The organism is Roseovarius sp. MBR-154, from assembly GCF_053628595.1.
On the sequence record NZ_JBRJGR010000004.1, the window covers coordinates 286681 to 304767 of the forward strand.

An 18087-nucleotide genomic window follows, 5' to 3' on the forward strand; every position below is an offset into this window, starting at 1 on the left:
CCCCCCTTGCTTGGTTCCCTAGATGTACCCCGCCACGCGGATATCGCAAGAGGCGCGCGTTCAGCCGGGCGTGGTGACCTTCCTCCGCTCCGGCGAGACGCGATAGACCAGCGCCGCGTCATCGCGCGTGGCATGCGCATCGGCACTGGCCTGCAAGACGCCGTGATGGGGCGATTTCACGCAGACCGGATCGGTCGCATTCGGATCGCCCAGGATCGCCATCGCCTGACAGCGGCAGCCGCCAAAGTCGATCTCCTTGCGCTCGCAACTCCGGCAAGGCTCCTGCATCCAGTCGGTGCCGCGATAGGCGTTGAAGGCCGCGCCCTCGGACCAGATCTCCCGCAGGGGCCGCTCGGTCACGTTGTCAAAGCTCAGATGCGGGATGCTCTGGGCCGCGTGGCAGGGCAACACCTGCCCGTCGGGAATGACGTTTAGGCCGCTGCTGCCCCAGCCGCCCATGCAGCGCTTGGGCAGGTCTTCGTGATAATCGGCGGGCACATAGTCGATCACCAGCCGCCCTTTCAGACGCGCCCGCGCCTCGGCCACCAGCCGTGTCGCCTCGCGCGCCTGTTCGCGCGTCGGCATCAGCGCATCCCGGTTTTCCAGCGCCCAGCCGTGGAATTGCACCGTCGCCACCTCGATCCGGCGCGCGCCCATCTCCTCGGCCATCTCGATGGCGCGCGGCAATTGATGCAGGTTGCGCCGGTGCAGCACCGCGTTCAGCGTCAGCGGAAAGCCGATCGCGCCGATCCATTCGGCCACCTGCATCTTGCGGGCAAAGCCACCGCGATAGCCGCCGATCTCGTCGGCCATGGCCGGGTCGGTGCCCTGCAACGATAGCTGCACATGATCCAGTCCCGCCTCGTCCAGTTCGCGCAACCGACGCTCGGTCAGGCCGATGCCCGAGGTGATGAGATTGGTATAAAGCCCTGCATCGCGCGCCCCCGCAACCAGCTCTGTCAGATCCCGGCGCGAGGCCGGCTCGCCACCGGAGAGATGCAGTTGCAACACCCCCAGATCGGCCGCCTGCCGGAACACATCCACCCATGTCGCCGTGTCCAGTTCACTCTCCTGCCGGGTCAGTTCCAGCGGGTTCGAGCAATAGGGGCACGACAGCGGACAGCGATGCGTCAACTCGGCCAACATGGCGATGGGCGGATTGATTTGGGTCATGCAGTCACGTCCAGAAACCGACGGTCGCGCAAGGCCGAGAGAAACCCTGCGCTGTCTTGGGCGATCTGCTCGGGCGGCGCCTCGTATTTCTCGGCCAGCATCTGCGTGATCTCTCCGAAACTGCGCTGCCCGTCGACCTCGGACAGGATCGCATGTCCCACCGCATCCAGCGTCAGCGCACGCTCGGGGGCCAGCAGCACCCAGGTCTCGCGCACGCGGTCGAAATGCAGCCGCACGCCGCGCGGCAGGGCGGGGATATCGGCAGGTTTCATCACGACGCCCTCTGCATCAGCAGCCCCTCACCGGGCTGCCACGCGCCGGGAGGAATGCGGGCGGGGTCCACATAGGCCCCGTAAAGCGCATCAAGCTGCGACCACAGCACATCGGTCTTGAAAATCAGCGCGGCGGCGGCGGCATCCTGTTTTTCGGCGGTATCGGCATGATCCAGCACCCATTGCAACCCGAACGCCACATCCTTAGGCGCCTCCTTCAACCGATTTCGGAAATAGGACAGCGAACTGTCATCGGCAAACTCGTAATTCTGCAAAAGCCCCTCGATGCGCTGCGCATGGATCTTGGGCGCGAAGAGCTCGGTCAGCGAGGCGGCGACCGCCTCCAGCAGAGTCTTGTCGCGCACAAACCGCACATAGGCATCGACGGCAAAGCGCGTGGCGGGCAGCACCCCCTGGCAAGAGGCCACGTAATCGGGGTCGAGCCCCACCGCCTCGGCCAGCCGCAGCCAGCGGCGAATGCCGCCCTCGTTGGTGTCCGTGCCGTCATGATCCTCGATCCGCGAGCGCCAGATGCGCCGCAGATCGGGATCCTCGACCCGGCTCATGAAGGCCGCGTCCTTCATCGGGATCGAATGCTGATAGTAATACCGGTTGATCACCCAGGCGCGCACCTGATCGGGGCTGCAATCGCCGCCATGCAACATCGCGTGAAACGGGTGCCGGTCGTGATACCGCTCCGCCCCGATCTGCCGCAGCCGTGCCTCGAACTCCTCTTTCGACGGGGTCATGCCGTGATCTCCATTCCATCCTGCCCAATGATCCATCCCGCCGCCTCGGCCTCGGCGCGCTCAATCGAGCCAGGGCGCAGGACGGGATTGGTGTTGTTCATGTGCACAAAAACCTTCTGCCCGATGGTAAGCCCGGCAAAGGCGGCGATGGTGCCATCCGCCCCGCTCATCGACATATGGCCCATGCGCTTGCCGGTCTTCTCGCCCAGACCTGCGCGCCGCATCTCGTCGTCGCGCCAGAGCGTGCCGTCGAAAAACACCGCATCCGCGCCTGCCAGACGCGTAGCAAGGCCTTCAGTCAGCATCGCGCAGCCGGGGATGTAGTAGACCCGCGTCTCGCCGATGCGCAATTCCACGCCCACGGTCTGCTCGCCCACGAGATCGGTCTGAACCTCGCCCGCCTCCATATAGAGCGGCACCTTGCCCGGCACGGCAAACAGCGTGGCCTCCAACCCCGGCACCAGATCGAACGGCGTATCGAGCACAATCGCCGCCCGGTCCACGACCGAACGGTTCAGCGCGTCGAAAATCGGATTGGCGTCCAGCACCTCATGAATGCCCAGCGTCGCAAACAGCGTGAACGCCTGCATCTCGCGCAGCGTCAAAAGCCCCGCCACATGATCAATGTCACCATTGGTCACAAGCACGGACGCAAGGGGCAGCTCGCGCAGCCCACTTGGATGGAGAGACGGGGCACGCGCAAGCTGCTCCCGGATATCAGGAGAGGCATTGAGAATTGCCCAAGTCGCACCATCTGCCGTCACGGCCAGTGACGACTGCGTCTGAGCGGGGATGTCCCCCGCTCGCGCGAGGTTACAGTTGGGACAGCCGCAATTCCATTGCGGCAGGCCACCACCGGCAGCCGCCCCGAGTATGCGCGCGCGGAAAGTCATAGTCGTCGCGCGCGCCCTCGTTTCAGAACAGTACTTCGCGGTCGTCTTCGAATTCCGGGCCGTACATGTTGATTTCCATGCCGCACTCGATTTCGCGGAGCGTTGGTTTGGTCCATGCCATGACAGTGGTCCTCCTCGTTTATGTGTCGTTTTGACAGTATCAGACTGCCAGATCACTCGTAGTCGGGCGACTCTTATTTTATAAGAGATATGCAGACTTTGGTCGGCATCAAGGGGGGCCCGTGTGCGGCGCGGTGCCCTCGATACAAAAACCCTTGCTGCGTATCGTTCTGATCTCGAAACCAAAATCACCCTCAGCCAGCTTGCGCCGCAGATACCCGATATACACATCCACCACGTTTTCACTGGCCGAACCCTCGGCGGCCCAGAGCGCGTCAAAGATCGCGTGGCGCGGTTGTGGCGTGCCGCCATGGTCGATGAGCAGCGCCAAAAGCGCATATTCCCGCTCGGTCAGCGTCACCGCATCCCCGCCCCGGCACAGCACCCGCTCGCGCGGGCAGAGCGTGGCCGCGACGGGATGGCGATGATCGGCGCGCGATTCCTGAACCCTCAGCCGCGCCACCAACTCGTCAAACGAAAACGGCTTGACCACATAATCATCGGCCCCCGCCTCCAGCCCGGCCGCGCGGTCCTCTACGTCCGACAGCGCCGACAGCATCAGAATCGGCAGGGTCAGGCCCCGCTCCCGCGCCTTGCGCACCAGCGTGAGCCCGCTATCGGTGCCCAGCATCACATCCACGATGGCACAGGAAAACCGCCCCCGCTCCAGCCGTGCCAAGGCCCGGCCCGCGCGGTTCTCGGCCTCGGCCTCATAGCCATGCAGCGCCAGCCCCCGCATCAGGGCCGAGGTGATTTCCGGGTCATCCTCGACGATCAACAACTGTTTGCTCATGGGGCCAGAGCCTAAACTGATCCGCGCGGCAGGCGAACCGATATCTTGGTACCGGGTGCATCGCCCAGGGCCGCCTCGCGCGGCACCGGGCTGATCAACGCGATCTGCCCGCCCTGCGCCTCGACCACCCATTTCGCCAGCGCGAGACCGATGCCAAACCCCTGCCCACGGCCGCGCCCCGCCTGCTCGAACCGCTCGAACACCCGCGCCTGCGCATCGGGCGCAATACCGGGGCCATTATCCGTCAGCGTGAGACCCGCACCCTGCGCGTCCACCTCCGCCGCAAGCCGCAGCGCACCGCCCTCGCGGGCATGGGTGATCGCGTTGCGCACCAGCCCGACGATCACCTGCCGCGCCCAGTTGGGATCGCAGATGACCGCCACCGCCGGTATCTCGCCAGCCTCCAGGGTCAGCCCTGCTGTGTCGATCTCCGCCTGCACCTCCTCGACCGTCTCCGCCGCGATCCGCTCCAGCGGCACCGCGACGGGATCAAGCGCCAGTTGCCCGGTCTCCGACCGCGCCACGCGCAACAGATCGTCGATCCGCCGGTTGAGCCGCGCCGCGCGCGCCTCGATGGTGGCAAAGGCCTCTGCGGTCCCCTCCCCGCCCTGCCGCCCGATCTGCGCCTCCATCAGGATCACCGTCAGCGGCGTGCGCAATTCATGGCTGATATCGGCAAAGAACCGGCGGCGGTTCTCGTCGATCTCCTCCAGCCGGGTATTGGCCGCGCGCAACGCCTCGGTACGCTGCGCGATGGTCTCGTTCAGCCGGTCCCACTCCGCCTGCACCGCGTCCCGCCGCTCGGCCAATGCCCGCGCCATGCGGTCCGTCTCGGCGTAAAGCAGCCCGATCTCGTCGCGCCCGCCCTCCGGCAGCGCGACGGCGAAATTCTCCTGCCCGATCTCGCGCGCGGCCCGGCGCAGCCGGTCGAGACGGCGAAATTGCGGACGGATCAGCAACAGGTAGAACCCGGCCACCAGCAAAAGGCTCACGATGCCGGTGACAATCGCGATCCGGCTCAGCCGCGCGCGCAGCCGCTCGATCCCGGCCAGCACCTCGCCCCGCAGGATGATCTCGGTATTGACCGCCTGATTGAGCAGCGGATCGAACCCGCTGGCAAAACTGTCAATATAGGCGCGCAGCCGGTCACGGTCGCGCTCGGGCCCGCGCAGAGCCCGCAGCGTGTTTTCCAGCAGCGCCTCCATCCGCGCCAGCCCCAGCGATTGCGTCGCCTGGCGCGATTGCGCGTCGAGGCCCAATGCGCGCGCTTCCTCTACCGCCTTTTCCAGATCGGATCGCAACAGGGTGAATGTCCGCGCCATCGCCTCCGACACCGGTTCCAGCCGGTCGGCGCGCACCTCGGGCGGCTGTTCGGTCTGTACCGTCTCGGTGGCAATGACGATGAATGTCGACGCTTCGCGCGACAGGGTGGAGTAGCGCGCCATCCGCGTCTCGGTGGCCAGCGCCGCCTCCAGCCGGTCTGCGACCCGCGTCATCCCCAGATAGAGGATCGCCGCCAGCACCAGCGTGACACCCCCCAAGAGCGCCGCGCCGATCCCCAGTTTCGCCTTGAGCGATTCGGTCTGTCTCAGACGCACCCGCACCTCCCTTTCATGCCGAAAAATCCGGCCTGCGGCGCGCAAAAGCAACAGGTTTGCGCGGATCCGCGTCTCCGGGCGTGCAATCGCGGCACACGGCGCTAGACTGAGCCAAGGGAGGATGGACGCAAGCGAGAAAGGACGCCGCATGATCCAGTTGCTCTTTGTCACCTGCATGGCCGCCGCCCCGGCAAAATGCGAGGACCACCGCCTCATCCTCGGCGACATGTCCCCCGCCGCCTGCCTGCGCGCGGCCCAACCCGAACTCGCCCGCTGGATGGAAAGCCACCCCGATTTGCGCATCCACCGCTGGCGATGCAGCCGCCTGTCCTGAGCCGCTCACCCCTTGCGCTTCATCAGCGCCCGCGACGGATCATAGGCCCAGAGCGCGACCGCCCCCAGCAACGCGGTCGATCCCACGACCCAGGCGAGCGCCTGCCAGTTCATCTGCAAGTAAAGCAGGAAGCGGATCAACTCGACCACATGGGTGAACGGGTTGAACGCGCAGATATCGTGCAAAAGCTCCGAACTTTCGCGCATCTTCCACAGCGGATAGAGCGCCGAGGACAGGAAAAACATCGGGAAGATGACGAAATTCATCACCCCCGCGAAATTCTCCAGCTGCTTGATGAAACTCGACAACACCAACCCGAGCGCGCCCAGCATCAGGCCGCCCAGAATCAGACCCGGCAACACCGCCACATAGCCCCAGACAGGCATGGTGATCTCGAACAGCGCCGCAATCCCTAGGAACGCATAGACCTGCAAAACCGAGATCAGCGTCGCCCCGAACAGCCGGCAAAACAGCAGCCAGCCGCGCGGATAGGGGCTTGTGAGCAACAGCCGCATCGACCCCATCTCGCGGTCATAGACCAGGCTGAGCGAGCTTTGCATGCCGTTGAACAACAGCACCATCGCACAGAGCCCCGGCACGATATAGGTCTCGTAGGTGATATAGGTCTGATAGGGCGGGATGATCGACAGGCCAAGCGCCGCGCGAAACCCCGCCGCAAAGACCAGCAGCCACACCAGCGGGCGCACCAGCGCCGCCAAGAACCGCTCGCGCTGATGCACGAAACGCAGGAATTCGCGCCCCATGATCGCCCGCGCAACGCCCCATAGCCCGCTCATGCCACCACCTCCGTCCGGCTCAGGAACCAGTCCGACAGCGGCATCTCTCCGCGAATATCCCGCGTCGTGCCATCCGCGAGAATACGGCCCCGATGCAGCACCAGCAGGTGATCGCCATCACGCACCTCGTCGGTCAGATGCGTCGTCCACAGCACGCACAGCCCGTCACGCGCCAGATCATGCACATGCCCCACGATCGCCGCCCGCGCGGCGGCATCAAGGCCCACGGTCGGCTCATCCAGCAGCAAAACGCGTGGACGGTGCAACAGCGCCCGCGCCAGTTCCATCCGCCGCCGGTGCCCGCCATTGAGATCCGCCGCCTTCTCCCCCGCCCGTTCGGCCATGCCCAGCCGGTCGAGCGCCGCGTCGATCCGCCCATCCAGCCCCGTGCGCGGCAGCCCGTGCAATGCTGCGAAGTAGCGCATGTTCTGCCGCACCGTCAGGTTCAGATCGAGCGTCGGCTGCTGAAACACCACGCCCAGATGCGCCAGCGCGCGGCGCGGCGCGCGCGCCATGTCGTGGCCCGCCACCACCACCTGCCCCTCGGGCGACACCAAGAGCCGTGTCAGCAGCGAGACCAGCGTCGACTTGCCCGCGCCATTGGGGCCAAGCAGCGCGCAGAACGTGCCCTCGGGCAGCGCGAAGGACACGTGATCCAGCGCCTGTTTCGCGCCATAGCGAAAACTCAGATCGCGCACCTCAAGTTCGGCCATCCTGTCCCTCTCCTGGTTACACGCACCCTGCCCGTCCAGTCGCGTCGGCACAAGCGCGGGGCGCGGGATTATCCCGCGCCCCGCCCGTCAGAGCCCTGACGCTAGTCGAAGCAGAGGCACCCGCCTCCGTTACTGAATGGTAAACGTCACCATCTGGCTCTCGCCGGTCGAGCCCGGGATGCGCAGCACATGCCGCCCCGGCTTGATCGCGATAAAGGAAAATTCCAGCGTGCCGCCGTCGTCGAATTCGAAACTGTCCACCGCCATCGGGCGGATCTCGATATCGTTGATCACGATCTCGTCCATCCAGATCGCGCGAAAGAAATCCGGCCCCGACAGCGCCAGCTCGGCAGAGCCGTCCGAGGTGATCTCCATCTCGTAATAGGCCCCGGATTCCAGCGTGCGATCCTCGCCCAGCGGCACACCGGAGCCGAGCGTCAGTTCGATCACCTCGCCCCGGTTGCACTTGGCCAAGAGCCCGGCAAAGCCGAAATCGTCACACAGCGGTGCTGCGGCCACGGGGGCCCCCACAAAGGCCAGGCAAAAAGCCGTTACCAGTCGTTTCATTGTCAGTCTCCCTTTTTATCACTCAATTTTCGTCAGTCGATGATCGCCACGCCCCAGGGCGCCTGACCCACCTGCACCGACCGGATCGCCTTTTCGGCGGCCACGTCGATCACGGTGATGTCGTTGGAATTGCCGTTCGTGCTCAGCAAGTATTTCTGGTCCGGCGTGAAATCGAGCTGCCAGACGCGCTGCCCCACGAGGATGTAATCCAGCACCTCCAGGCTCTCGCCATCCACGACCGCCACCCGGTTCGCAGGCCCGAGCGCGACAAAGACGCGGCTGCCATCCTCGGTCACCTTCACCCCTACCGGTTGCAGCCATTCGGGCTGCACATTGGGCACCTCGAAGGTGAGCTTGCCCACCACCGTCGGCGCGCCATCCTCGGCGATATCCATCACCGTGACGGTGCCGCCAATCTCCGACGATACGTATAGCCGCGTGCCATCCGCCGTGTATTGCGCATAGCGCGGGCGCTGATCGACCAGCACGTTATATTTGATCTTGTAATCCTCGGTGGAAATGAAATGCGCCATGTTCGTGGTCTCGGACGTATTGACCACGAATTTTCCGTCGGGGCTGATCCCCATCCCCTCGGGCTCCACGCCGACCGGCACCTCGGCCAGCACCTCGCGCGTCTCGGTATCGGTCACGGTGACAAGGTTGTCATCTTCATTGGCGATATAAAGCCGCTTGCCGCTTTTCTCGATGGTGAACAGCTCCGGGTCGGGCCCCGACGGCAGGCTCGGCAATTCCTCGTAGGTCTCGGTGTCGAACACCCGCACCAGATTGTCATCCGACGCGCAGACATAGAGCTTCTTGCCATCCGGGCTGACGATGATGCCGCGCGGGCGGTTGCCGCCATCGAACTCGGTCAGCACCTCCCATGTGTCGGTATCCACGACCGTGATCGTATTGCCCCGCTCGTTCGATATGAACGCCTTGCCGGCCAGCGCGGGCGAGAGGCTGAGCGCAACAAGCGCCGTTGAGAGTAGCAGCGTTTTCATACCTGTCTCCGTTCAGTTAAAGGCTGTGCATTGAGATTCGGGCTGATCCAGCCCCATCGTGTCGAGCGGCGAGCGTTGATGCAGAAAGCCCTCCTGCGGGCTGACGCTCACGGTGATGCGCCCGTCGTACAGCAGGATCGGCTGCCGCATCTGACCGTTCCATTGGCGAAACGTCACCTTCTGCCCCTTGAACGCCGCCAGCTCAAAGGCGTCCGACAGCGCATAGTCGCGGATCGCCTCCGGCTCGGCGGAACTCGTGCGCGTCACCGCCTCGCCCACCACCCGTAGCGCCAGCCAGACATTGTAATCCTCCGAGGTGACCTTGCGTCGGGTCAGCTCCTCGAACCGGGTCTGGAACTGCGTCGCGCCCCAGGCCTCATGCGCGCCGTGCATGGTGACGGGTTTCAGCCCCCCCGACCCCATCACCGGGCGCGGCGTCCACAGATGGTAGGGCAGGTAATTGGCGAAATAGTCGGTCGCATCCGCAGTGATCACGATGTCATGATCCTCGGCCCCCTGCATGAAGGTCGGCAATTGCCGCTGCACCAGCACATGGCCGGAATCCGTCCGGCGACTGCCGCCGGTATCCTCGAAGGTGCGTTCCTCGACGATCTCGGCCCCGAACTTGGCTGCCGCCCGGCGAAACGCTTGCCCAAGCGCCATGTCGGCGGGGTTCGACCCCTCGATGAGCAGCCAGTCGCCCCATTTCTTCCAGACCGCGAATTGCGCCACCGCATCGGCCATCATCTGATTGGACGGCGCGATATGCAGCAGGTTGGCGCGGCACTGATCGTCGCGCAGGCCGGTGTCCGGCGTGGCCGCATTCAGCACCAGCGCGCCGTCCTCCGCCGCGCGCTCCGACAGGCGCAACAGATCCTCGGCACCCGCCTGCACCACGATCAGGCGAATACCGTCGCCCAGCAATTCCTCCAGCGCCGCATCGGCCCCCTCGGGCGGCACAGCCCGCGTCAGCGTCTCATAGGTATGGCCCATGAAACTGCCCGTGGTGCCATTGTCCTCATCCGCCAGCGCCGCCCCGGCAAAGCCGATATCCTCGGCCCGCAAGTCATGGCGTGACACCGGCAACAGCGTGGGATAATCCACCCGCAGCACCGCTGCGCGCACATCAACCGCCAGAGCGGACCCGGCCCAGAAACAGAAGGTAAGCGACGCCAGCAGCGCCTGAGCATATTTCAGCACGGTATCCTCCCTTGCCCGGCCTTTTTTCGATGCCGGTTCCCTGTGTCCCAAGCTGCCGTGAAGACCGCCTGGGACGAAACCGCTACCTTTGGCCGTGTTGCTGGAATCACCTTAGCAGGCCCAAACTATGGCTCTATTCTTATTTTATAAGAGCGTACCATGAGGTTGATAACACTGCTGTTTCTTGGATTCGCCTCGGCTGCGACCGCAGGCGAGAAAGTAGCGTTTTTCGGCCTCACCCTGCTCGACGACTCCCTGCAAGGCGAGGTGGAGGGCGAGGACCCGGCACAGGCCGCCCGGCTCGCCATGCTGGAAGAGATCGTGCGCGACCGATTCCTTGCCGAAGGCTACGATCTGGTTGATATAGCCCCCGTGCAAACCGACCTCGACCGCATCGTGAACCCCGCCAAATGCTATGGCTGCGACACCCGCATGGCGACCGACCTCGGTGCCGATTTCTCGCTCGTGGGCGAGGTGCAGAAGGTCTCGAACCTGATCCTCGCCATGAACCTGCAACTGCGCGACGCCGCGACCGGTGATCTGGTGCGCGGCGGCGTGGTCGATATCCGCTCGAACACCGATGAAAGCTGGCAGCGCGGCATGCGCTATATCCTAAAGAACCGCATTTTTCGTGAGGAGGAGAAATGAAGAGACGTCTATTCCTGATGGCAGCAGTGGCACTGACGATCCCGTCACTGGCGCTCGCACACGGCCCGACCCGGCAAAAGGTCACCGTCACCGCTGAGGTCGCCGCCGACCCCGCAGAGGTATGGGCCGCGATCGGCAATTTCCAGGACATGTCCTGGCACCCGGCGGTGCATTCATCGACCGGTCAGGGCGGCAACAGCATCGACGCGACCCGGCAGCTGGTTCTGGGCGGCGAAGGCGGCCCCACCATCGACGAGGTGCTCTATAAATACAGCACCGAGAAGATGAGCTATTCCTACCGCATCACCGAGGTGAAGGTCGAGGTTCTGCCGGTGACCAACTACTCCTCGCATCTCACGGTCAAGCCGCGCGACGGCGGCGGGTCGCTGGTGGAATGGCGCGGTGCCTTCTATCGCGGCTATCCCAACAACGACCCGCCCGAAGAGCTCAACGATGCCGCCGCCATCGCCGCCGTGACCGGCGTCTATCAGGCAGGGCTCGATGCCCTGGTCGAGCGGTTCGGTGCGCCGGGCTCTTGAGGCCGCCGCGCTGATCCTCGGGCTGGCCCTCACCGGGCCGGTCCTTGCACAGACCGCCTATGTCACCTGCCAGAACGGCGAGGTTCTCAGCGTCATCGACCTCGCCCGGGGGGTCGAGCGCGCCCGCTGGCCCCTGCCCGGCAATCCGGCGGGCGTGGCAGTGACCGGCGCGGCGCTCTACACCGTCTCTCCCGACAGCAAGACCGTCCGCCGCCTCGACACCGAAACCGGGGCGACACTGGCTGAAACCGTGCTCGAGGGCGGCCCCATCGGCGTGGCGCATGACGCGGTGCGCGGGCGGCTTTATGTCTCGGACTGGTATAACGCCCGGCTCTGGGTGCTGGACGACCAAACCCTCGCCCATCAGCGCGACCTCGCAACCGCCGCCGCCCCGGCGGGCATCGCCCTTTCCGATGACGGCCGCCACCTCGCCACAGCCGAGCGGGACGCCGACCGGGTCACCATCTTTGACGCCCAAACCCTTGCCATTGTCGCGCAGCCACAGGTCGGCACCCGCCCCTTCGGCCTGCGTTTCGCCCCCGACGGGCGGCTCTTCGTCGGCAATGTCGGCAGCGATGACGTCACCGTTCTCGACCCCACTACCGGCGACACTCTCGCCACCGTGCCCGTGGGCGCGCGCCCCTATGGCGTGGCCTTCGCGCAGGGCCGCGCCTTTGTCAGCAACCAATATGCCGACACCGTCAGCGTCATATCCCTCGACGACCTGACCCACACCGCCACCCTCGATGTGGGCGAATATCCCGAAGGCATCGACGCCACGCATGACACCACCCGTATCGTCGTGGCAAACTGGTTCTCGAACACGGTCAGCGTGATCGACGCGGCCACATTGCAGGTGGTGGACGAGATCGAGACCGGCGACGGGCCGCGCGCCTTTGGCCTGTTCATCACGGAGGATGACGAATGAAACATACGCTCCTATCCGCCGCGCTCATGGCAGCACTTGCCCTGCCCGCCGCCGCGTCCGAGCCGGTCTGGCCTGACCTCGCGCAGGATCTCTACGGCGCCCGCCCGCGGCTCGACGGCACGGAGCATATCGCCATCGACACCCCCTACCGCACGTCAGAGGACGCCCGCACCCATGTCAAGGCGACGCTCGCGGCCCCGCCAGGGCGGCTCTGGGGCAAGGTCGAGGTGATCCTTGATGACAACCCGATGCCGGTCTCGGTGGTCTTTGACTTCAAGGACCCGCAGGCGCGCTTTGCCTTCGACGTCACCATGCGGATCAATGGACCGACGCCGCTGCATGTGGTGGGCGAGACAACGGACGGGCAATTGTACGTCGCCGACACCTTCGTCAAGACCTCCGGTCAGGGTGCCTGCGCCGCGCCGCCGGGCACCGACCCCGAGGCGGCGCTGGCCACGCTCGGCCAGATGCGGATCGCCATTTCCGAGCCAGCAGGCGCACAAGACCGCCTCGCCGCGCTCGCCACCCGCAACCGGCAGGTTGATGTCGAGATCAGCCATCCCAGCCATTCGGGGCTCCAGATGGATCAGATCAGCCTGCTGTTCATTCCGCTGCGCTATGTGGAGACGGTCGATATCGCCGTCGACGGGGGCGGCTACGTGGAAATGACCGGCTCCATCTCGTTGTCGGAAAACCCCCGCGTCAGTCTCTCGGTGCCCGGGCGCACGCAGGCGGTGGACGTCACGATGACCGATACCGACGGCACGGTCAGCCACGCGCAGGCCACGCTTCCGGGGTATTGAGGGCAAATGCACGATGCCGCCGGCGGGGATATTCAGGGCAAGATGAAACTCACGGCTCCGGCTCTGCCGTGACCTCTTCGGTCGGATAGTCGTAAAACGTCCAGCCATCGGTGCCATCGGGCATCCAGTAAACCTGCGCGTACCCGTATTCCAGCGCCCGCTTGGCCGCGTTCCACGACATCCAGCACTCCGCCAGGCAAAAGATCACCACCGGATGATCCATGTCGCCATTCGTGGCCTTCTCGAGCCCGCGACGAAAGTAATCCGCCGTCACCTCGGCAATCTCGCCATAGCCCACGTTGGGCAGCCAGATCGCGCCGGGGATCGAGTGGCGCGGCTTGTCGCGCCAGATCGTGCCCTCGGGCAGGTTCTTGGGCTTGGGCGGGCGCGGCAGCACGTCGATGAACGCCGCCTCGCCAGATTGCCACAATTCATGCGCGGCCTCTGCATCAAGCACCCGCCCGCCGGTGAGGCTATCGGGCACCGGCGCGCGATACTGTTCGATCCGGTAGCCATCCGGCTCGCGCACCGTCTGCGCCACCGCCGTCACCGACAGCCCGAGCAGCGCCACGAGGATCAGTGCATGTTTCATCCCTCGGGCTCTTGAACCGCTGTGCCCATGTCATTCACCAGCGGCACGCCAGCCTCGTGCAACAGCGCGTCGATCTCGTCCTGATGACGGCGAATCAACGAGTTGAGCTTGCGCTGCCAGACCTTCTCGCCCTGCCGCACGCCCATGGTGATGCGGAAGAACAGGCGCGGCGGATGCGCCTCGTTGACCAGCGGGATCACGGTCAGGCCCGGATGGTCCTGCTTGACCAGCGGGCCGCCCAGCGGCCCCCAGAGGATCGCGGCGTCGATCTCTCCCGCCTCCAGATCGGCCAGCATTTCATCGGCGGGGCTTTCATGACGGCGATCCACAAACAGCTTGTAGGGCCGGGCCTTGGCGATCAGACCGTTCCGCGCCAGATGCGCCGAGGGTGGCGTGCCCGCGACAATCCCGATGCGCTGCCCCGCCAGGCCCGCATCCGACAGCGAGGTCACCCCGGCGAGCGGGCCGTCCTTCGGCACGATCAGCGCGTAGACCGAGGTGAAATAATGGTTGGTGTTGAGCACCAGCTCATGGCCCTGCGCATAGCCCATCACCACATCGCAGCGCTTGGCCTTGAGGGTATTGCGGATGAAACCGGTGGCCATCGGATACCAGGTATATTCGACCGGCACGCCCAGCTTTTCGGCGATCAGATTGGCCAGCGCATTCTCATAGCCGCTTTCGTCCTTACCCGACATCGGCAGGTTGGCCGGATCGGCGCAGACCCGCAGCACATTGTCGGACACCAGATCCGAGGTCTGCGCCTGCGCATCTGCGGCAACCCCCGCCACGAGCCATGCCACGACGAGGCCAGGGATCAGGCGCGCATGCCGCGCACCCCGGGCAAGATCAGCCCATGCAGTCATTTTCATCCTCTTGGATTGCGTCCGACTTGGCCTCTTTCTTCGCGGGCCGACCGCGCGGCACCGCATCCATGCCGCGCGCCTTGAGATAGACATAGATGTCGTCGAGATAGCACATGACATTCCGGTTGTCGCCGAAATGCGGCATCACGGAATTGCCGTTCTCGCGCCCGTTCACGACGACGCTGTAGAAGTCGTAGTAATCCATGTTCACGGCGGATTTCTTGAGCGCGGGGGCGTAGGTCGATCCCTCGCCGTCGGGGCCGTGGCAGACATGGCATTCCGAGTGGTAGCGCCGGAAACCGGAAAACGTCAGCCAGTCCACAGTGCCATCCTCGGCCACGTTGTACGTGGGGATATCGTCTGCCGTGAAATAGCGGCCGTTCTCTTCGTAGGCGACGGCGACGTTGTCGTCCGTGGCCTGCGCGGCGGCGGCACTGGCCAGACCTGAGACGAGAGCGGTGGCGATGAGGCTGCGGAATGGGGTCATGGAATTCCTCTGATATGTCAGGCGGATTGGCACGCGGGACACGCGCGCCAATCCGGAGAGTGTCACGCCGTTGATCGCACGCGATCAGTTCGGCAGGGCGAAGACGGTCAGCTGACCACCCAGAGCGGTATAGTCGCTCAGCGCGGCATAGCCGCCCACGGCACCAAGGCCGTCATTGGGATTGGTCAGGCCAGCCGCAAGGCCGATCCCGGCCCAACCACCGACACCCGACAGGATGCCGACATACTGCTTGCCGTCCCTCTCATAGGTCATCACGTTGCCGATGATGCCCGAGGGGGTCTTGAAGCGGTAAAGCTCTTCCCCGGTCTCGGCATGCACCGCCTTGAGATGACCTTCGAGCGTGCCGTAGAAGACAATGTCACCCGCCGTGGCCAGAGCACCCGACCAGACCGAGAACTGCTCGGGAATCGACCACTTGATCTCGCCGTTGATATTGTCCCAGGCGATGAAGTTGCCCATGCCTCCATGGCTGTCCGGTGCGGGATACATCGCCAATGTGGCGCCGACATAGGGCTGACCGGCGGTATAGCTCACGCGGAACGGCTCGTAATCCATGCACACATGGTTGGTCGGCACATAGAACATTTCCGTCTTGGGCGAATAGGACGCGGGCTGCTGGTCCTTGGTCCCAAGGGCTGCAGGACAGATCCCGGTCGAGTTCACGTCCTCGCCGTTCTGCTCGGTGGAATACTCCGCCACAACTGCCGGACGACCATAGGTCTCTGACTCAGGGTCCATGTCGACACCCGTGGTCCAGTTCACCACCGGGTCGAACTTCTCGGCCACCAGCAATTCACCCGTCACACGGTCCAGGGTGTAGCCCAGACCGTTACGATCGAAATGGGTCAGCAGCTTGCGCTCCTCGCCGTCGATCTCCTGCTCGGTCAGGATCATCTCGTTGACGCCATCATAGTCCCATTCGTCATGGGGCGTCATTTGATAGACCCATTTGGCCACACCGGTGTCGATGTCACGGGCGAAGATGGTCATCGACCACTTGTTGTCGCCCGGGCGCTGCGCCGGGTTCCAGGTCGAGGGGTTGCCGGACCCGTAGTAGAAGAGGTTCTCGTCCATGTCGGCCGAGTACCAGCCCCATGTGGTGCCGCCGCCGATCTTCCACTGATCGCCTTCCCAGCTCTTGAGCGAGCTGTCGGCACCAACGGGCTTGCCGAGCGAGGTGGTCTTTTCGGGATCGAACAGAAGCTGATCGTCCGGGCCCACCGAATAGGCGCGCCAGACCTGCTCGCCGGTCTTCATGTCATAGGCGGTGACATGACCCTGCACGCCGAACTCGCCGCCCGAGATGCCGACGATGATCTTGTCCTTGACCGGCAGCACCGTGGCGGTGTTGGTCTCGCCCTTGGCGGGGTCGCCGTTGGTGGCCTCCCACTCGACCGCACCGGTATCGGCATTGAGCGCGACGATCTTGGTATCGGCCTGGTGCAGGAAGATCTTGCCATCCGCATAGGCCACGCCACGGTTGACCGTGTCACAGCACATCACCGGGATCACTTCGGGATCCTGGCGCGGCTCGTATTTCCACTTGATCTTGCCCTCGTTGGCCAGATCGAGCGCGTAGACGATGTTCGGGAACGGCGTGTGCACATACATCGTGTCGCCGATCACCAGCGGCGAGCCCTCGTGCCCGCGCAGAACACCGGTCGAGAACGTCCACGCGACCTGAAGGTCGCCCACGTTGTCGGCATTGATCTGGTCAAGCTCGGAATAACGCTGGTTGGCATAGTCACCCGTCTGGATCGCCCATTGCTTGGGGTTGTCCATCTGGGTCATGAGATCATCATTTGCGGATGCCATTGTGGCAACGCAAAGGGCGATCCCAGAGGTCAAAAGCGGTAGCTTTCTCATTTCTGGTCCTCCTCCCTGAGGTGCGGCAGGATTGCCGCTGGTTTGAACGACCGGTCCACCATAGGAAGGCCGTCTGTCTTGCCCCTGCCGACCGGTCTCTCCTCCAGCGCGTCAGGTGCAAATTCTGTTGTCGCGACCGTCTTTGGTACCGCTCGCGATGATGTCACGCTCCGCCGTCTCAATGCCTCCCCGCATGAGATCGCGTCAGCCTCTCCGCATGCCATTCGACATGGTCCCCGGCGAAGGAATTGACGAAGAAATAGGAATGGTCATAGCCCGCCTGAAGCCGGATCTCGCCGGCCTGCCGTCGCTTGGCCATGGCACCCGCCAACGCCTCGGGCATCAGCAGATCGAGGAAATTGTCGCTCATCCCCTGATCGACAAGAAGATCACCCTTCCAGCCGTTCTGTTGCATCAGCAACACCGAGTCGTGCAGCGCCCAGGCGCTTTCGTCATCGCCCAGATAGGCCCCCAACTGCTTGCGCCCCCAGTCCGAATTCGCGGGGTGCGCAATCGGCGCAAAGGCCGACAGCGAGCTGAAGGCATCCGGGTTGCGCAGCGCCAGCGTGATCGCCCCGTGCCCGCCCATCGAATGGCCCGTGATGCCGTGGCAATCCTCCAGCGGCAGCGCGTCGAGCGCGAGGTCGCGCAATTCGCTCAGCACATAGTCATACATCCGGAAATGCCCGGCCCATGGCGCGCGGGTGGCGTTCACATAGAACCCCGCCCCTTGCCCCAGATCATAGGCGTCGTCATCGGCCACACCGTCACCGCGCGGGCTTGTGTCGGGAAAGATCACCGCCAGCCCATGCCGTGCCGCATGTTCCTGAAAACCGCCCTTGGTCATGGCGTTCTCATGGGTGCAGGTCAGCCCCGACAGATACCACAGCACCGGCACCGGGCCCTCTTCGGCCTGCGGCGGCAGGTAGGCGCCAAAGGTCATGTCGCAATCGCACACCTCCGAGCGGTGCGTGAAGACCGCCTGAACCCCGCCGAAACTGCGATTCTCGGAGATCACTTCCAGCGTCACGTCAATACTCCACCACGGCGCGGATCGACTCGCCCTTGTGCATCAGCTCGAAGCCGTGGTTGATCTGGTCCAGCGTCAGCTTGTGGGTGATCAT

The 18087-nt window shown here is 64.6% G+C and carries 22 protein-coding genes; 5 read left to right on the top strand and 17 right to left on the bottom strand.

The features are described from left to right. Positions 1–60: 60 nt before the first annotated feature. From pqqE to ACSSV4_RS07945, 7 genes are all read right to left on the bottom strand, one after another. Positions 61–1173 carry a pyrroloquinoline quinone biosynthesis protein PqqE gene (gene pqqE, locus ACSSV4_RS07915; RefSeq protein WP_454274498.1) on the bottom strand — a complete coding sequence of 371 codons (1113 nt, stop codon included), beginning with the start codon at positions 1171–1173 and terminating at the stop codon, positions 61–63. Beyond that, positions 1170–1445, bottom strand: coding sequence for a pyrroloquinoline quinone biosynthesis peptide chaperone PqqD (pqqD, locus tag ACSSV4_RS07920; RefSeq protein ID WP_454274499.1), 276 nt, complete (start codon positions 1443–1445; stop codon positions 1170–1172). Before pqqD ends, pqqE begins: the two co-directional genes overlap by 4 nt. Then, on the bottom strand, positions 1445–2194 hold the full coding sequence (pqqC, locus tag ACSSV4_RS07925; protein WP_454274500.1) for a pyrroloquinoline-quinone synthase PqqC: 750 nt from the start codon (positions 2192–2194) through the stop codon (positions 1445–1447). Before pqqC ends, pqqD begins: the two co-directional genes overlap by 1 nt. Continuing rightward, on the bottom strand, positions 2191–3087 hold the full coding sequence (gene pqqB, locus ACSSV4_RS07930; protein ID WP_454274501.1) for a pyrroloquinoline quinone biosynthesis protein PqqB: 897 nt from the start codon (positions 3085–3087) through the stop codon (positions 2191–2193). The genes pqqC and pqqB overlap by 4 nt, the downstream gene beginning before the upstream one ends. 22 nt (positions 3088–3109) lie before the next feature. Further along, a complete protein-coding gene (gene pqqA, locus ACSSV4_RS07935; RefSeq protein WP_050662718.1) occupies positions 3110–3208 on the bottom strand; it encodes a pyrroloquinoline quinone precursor peptide PqqA in 99 nt (32 codons plus the stop codon). A gap of 108 nt (positions 3209–3316) precedes the next feature. After that, positions 3317–4000: a response regulator transcription factor gene (locus tag ACSSV4_RS07940; protein ID WP_454274502.1), complete on the bottom strand. Its 684-nt coding sequence runs from the start codon at positions 3998–4000 to the stop codon at positions 3317–3319. Positions 4001–4011: 11 nt separating this feature from the next. After that, on the bottom strand, positions 4012–5598 hold the full coding sequence (locus ACSSV4_RS07945; protein WP_454274503.1) for a sensor histidine kinase: 1587 nt from the start codon (positions 5596–5598) through the stop codon (positions 4012–4014). A 148-nt stretch (positions 5599–5746) separates the two neighbouring features. On the opposite strand from ACSSV4_RS07945, the gene ACSSV4_RS07950 reads away from it, so the two are divergent. Then, positions 5747–5932, top strand: coding sequence for a hypothetical protein (locus tag ACSSV4_RS07950; protein WP_454274504.1), 186 nt, complete (start codon positions 5747–5749; stop codon positions 5930–5932). A gap of 5 nt (positions 5933–5937) precedes the next feature. Here the strand turns inward: ACSSV4_RS07950 and ACSSV4_RS07955 are convergent, their stop codons facing one another. The 5 genes from ACSSV4_RS07955 to ACSSV4_RS07975 all read right to left on the bottom strand — a co-directional run bounded on the left by ACSSV4_RS07955 (position 5938) and on the right by ACSSV4_RS07975 (position 10213). Then, positions 5938–6729, bottom strand: coding sequence for an ABC transporter permease (locus ACSSV4_RS07955; RefSeq protein WP_454274505.1), 792 nt, complete (start codon positions 6727–6729; stop codon positions 5938–5940). Continuing rightward, the gene (locus ACSSV4_RS07960; RefSeq protein WP_454274506.1) at positions 6726–7442 is read right to left on the bottom strand and encodes an ABC transporter ATP-binding protein; all 717 of its coding nucleotides are present in this window, start codon (positions 7440–7442) and stop codon (positions 6726–6728) included. Before ACSSV4_RS07960 ends, ACSSV4_RS07955 begins: the two co-directional genes overlap by 4 nt. Positions 7443–7571: 129 nt before the next feature. Further along, positions 7572–8009 carry a hypothetical protein gene (locus tag ACSSV4_RS07965; RefSeq protein ID WP_454274507.1) on the bottom strand — a complete coding sequence of 146 codons (438 nt, stop codon included), beginning with the start codon at positions 8007–8009 and terminating at the stop codon, positions 7572–7574. Positions 8010–8041: 32 nt separating this feature from the next. Then, positions 8042–9013 (bottom strand): YVTN family beta-propeller repeat protein, encoded by a 972-nt coding sequence (locus ACSSV4_RS07970; RefSeq protein ID WP_454274508.1) that lies wholly within the window; start codon positions 9011–9013, stop codon positions 8042–8044. Between the two features lie 12 nt (positions 9014–9025). Then, on the bottom strand, positions 9026–10213 hold the full coding sequence (locus tag ACSSV4_RS07975) for an ABC transporter substrate-binding protein (protein WP_454274509.1): 1188 nt from the start codon (positions 10211–10213) through the stop codon (positions 9026–9028). A gap of 159 nt (positions 10214–10372) precedes the next feature. On the opposite strand from ACSSV4_RS07975, the gene ACSSV4_RS07980 reads away from it, so the two are divergent. The 4 genes from ACSSV4_RS07980 to ACSSV4_RS07995 are packed head-to-tail and all read left to right on the top strand — an operon-like array spanning position 10373 to position 13131. After that, positions 10373–10861 carry a DUF3280 domain-containing protein gene (locus ACSSV4_RS07980; RefSeq protein ID WP_454274510.1) on the top strand — a complete coding sequence of 163 codons (489 nt, stop codon included), beginning with the start codon at positions 10373–10375 and terminating at the stop codon, positions 10859–10861. Continuing rightward, positions 10858–11400, top strand: a complete 543-nt coding sequence (locus ACSSV4_RS07985) for an SRPBCC family protein (protein ID WP_454274511.1) — start codon at positions 10858–10860, stop codon at positions 11398–11400. The genes ACSSV4_RS07980 and ACSSV4_RS07985 overlap by 4 nt, the downstream gene beginning before the upstream one ends. Further along, on the top strand, positions 11363–12328 hold the full coding sequence (locus tag ACSSV4_RS07990; RefSeq protein WP_454274512.1) for a YncE family protein: 966 nt from the start codon (positions 11363–11365) through the stop codon (positions 12326–12328). The genes ACSSV4_RS07985 and ACSSV4_RS07990 overlap by 38 nt, the downstream gene beginning before the upstream one ends. Next, positions 12325–13131, top strand: coding sequence for a quinoprotein dehydrogenase-associated SoxYZ-like carrier (locus ACSSV4_RS07995; RefSeq protein ID WP_454274513.1), 807 nt, complete (start codon positions 12325–12327; stop codon positions 13129–13131). The genes ACSSV4_RS07990 and ACSSV4_RS07995 overlap by 4 nt, the downstream gene beginning before the upstream one ends. 49 nt (positions 13132–13180) lie before the next feature. Here the strand turns inward: ACSSV4_RS07995 and ACSSV4_RS08000 are convergent, their stop codons facing one another. From ACSSV4_RS08000 to fghA, 5 genes are all read right to left on the bottom strand, one after another. Next, positions 13181–13723 (bottom strand): PQQ-dependent catabolism-associated CXXCW motif protein, encoded by a 543-nt coding sequence (locus ACSSV4_RS08000; protein ID WP_454274514.1) that lies wholly within the window; start codon positions 13721–13723, stop codon positions 13181–13183. After that, positions 13720–14589, bottom strand: a complete 870-nt coding sequence (locus tag ACSSV4_RS08005) for a substrate-binding domain-containing protein (protein WP_454274515.1) — start codon at positions 14587–14589, stop codon at positions 13720–13722. The genes ACSSV4_RS08000 and ACSSV4_RS08005 overlap by 4 nt, the downstream gene beginning before the upstream one ends. Beyond that, positions 14573–15076 (bottom strand): c-type cytochrome, methanol metabolism-related, encoded by a 504-nt coding sequence (locus tag ACSSV4_RS08010; protein ID WP_454274516.1) that lies wholly within the window; start codon positions 15074–15076, stop codon positions 14573–14575. The genes ACSSV4_RS08005 and ACSSV4_RS08010 overlap by 17 nt, the downstream gene beginning before the upstream one ends. Positions 15077–15160: 84 nt before the next feature. After that, a complete protein-coding gene (xoxF5, locus tag ACSSV4_RS08015) occupies positions 15161–16963 on the bottom strand; it encodes a lanthanide-dependent methanol dehydrogenase XoxF5 (RefSeq protein ID WP_454274517.1) in 1803 nt (600 codons plus the stop codon). A gap of 178 nt (positions 16964–17141) precedes the next feature. Continuing rightward, the gene (gene fghA / locus ACSSV4_RS08020) at positions 17142–17999 is read right to left on the bottom strand and encodes an S-formylglutathione hydrolase (protein WP_454274527.1); all 858 of its coding nucleotides are present in this window, start codon (positions 17997–17999) and stop codon (positions 17142–17144) included. Positions 18000–18087: the final 88 nt, after the last annotated feature.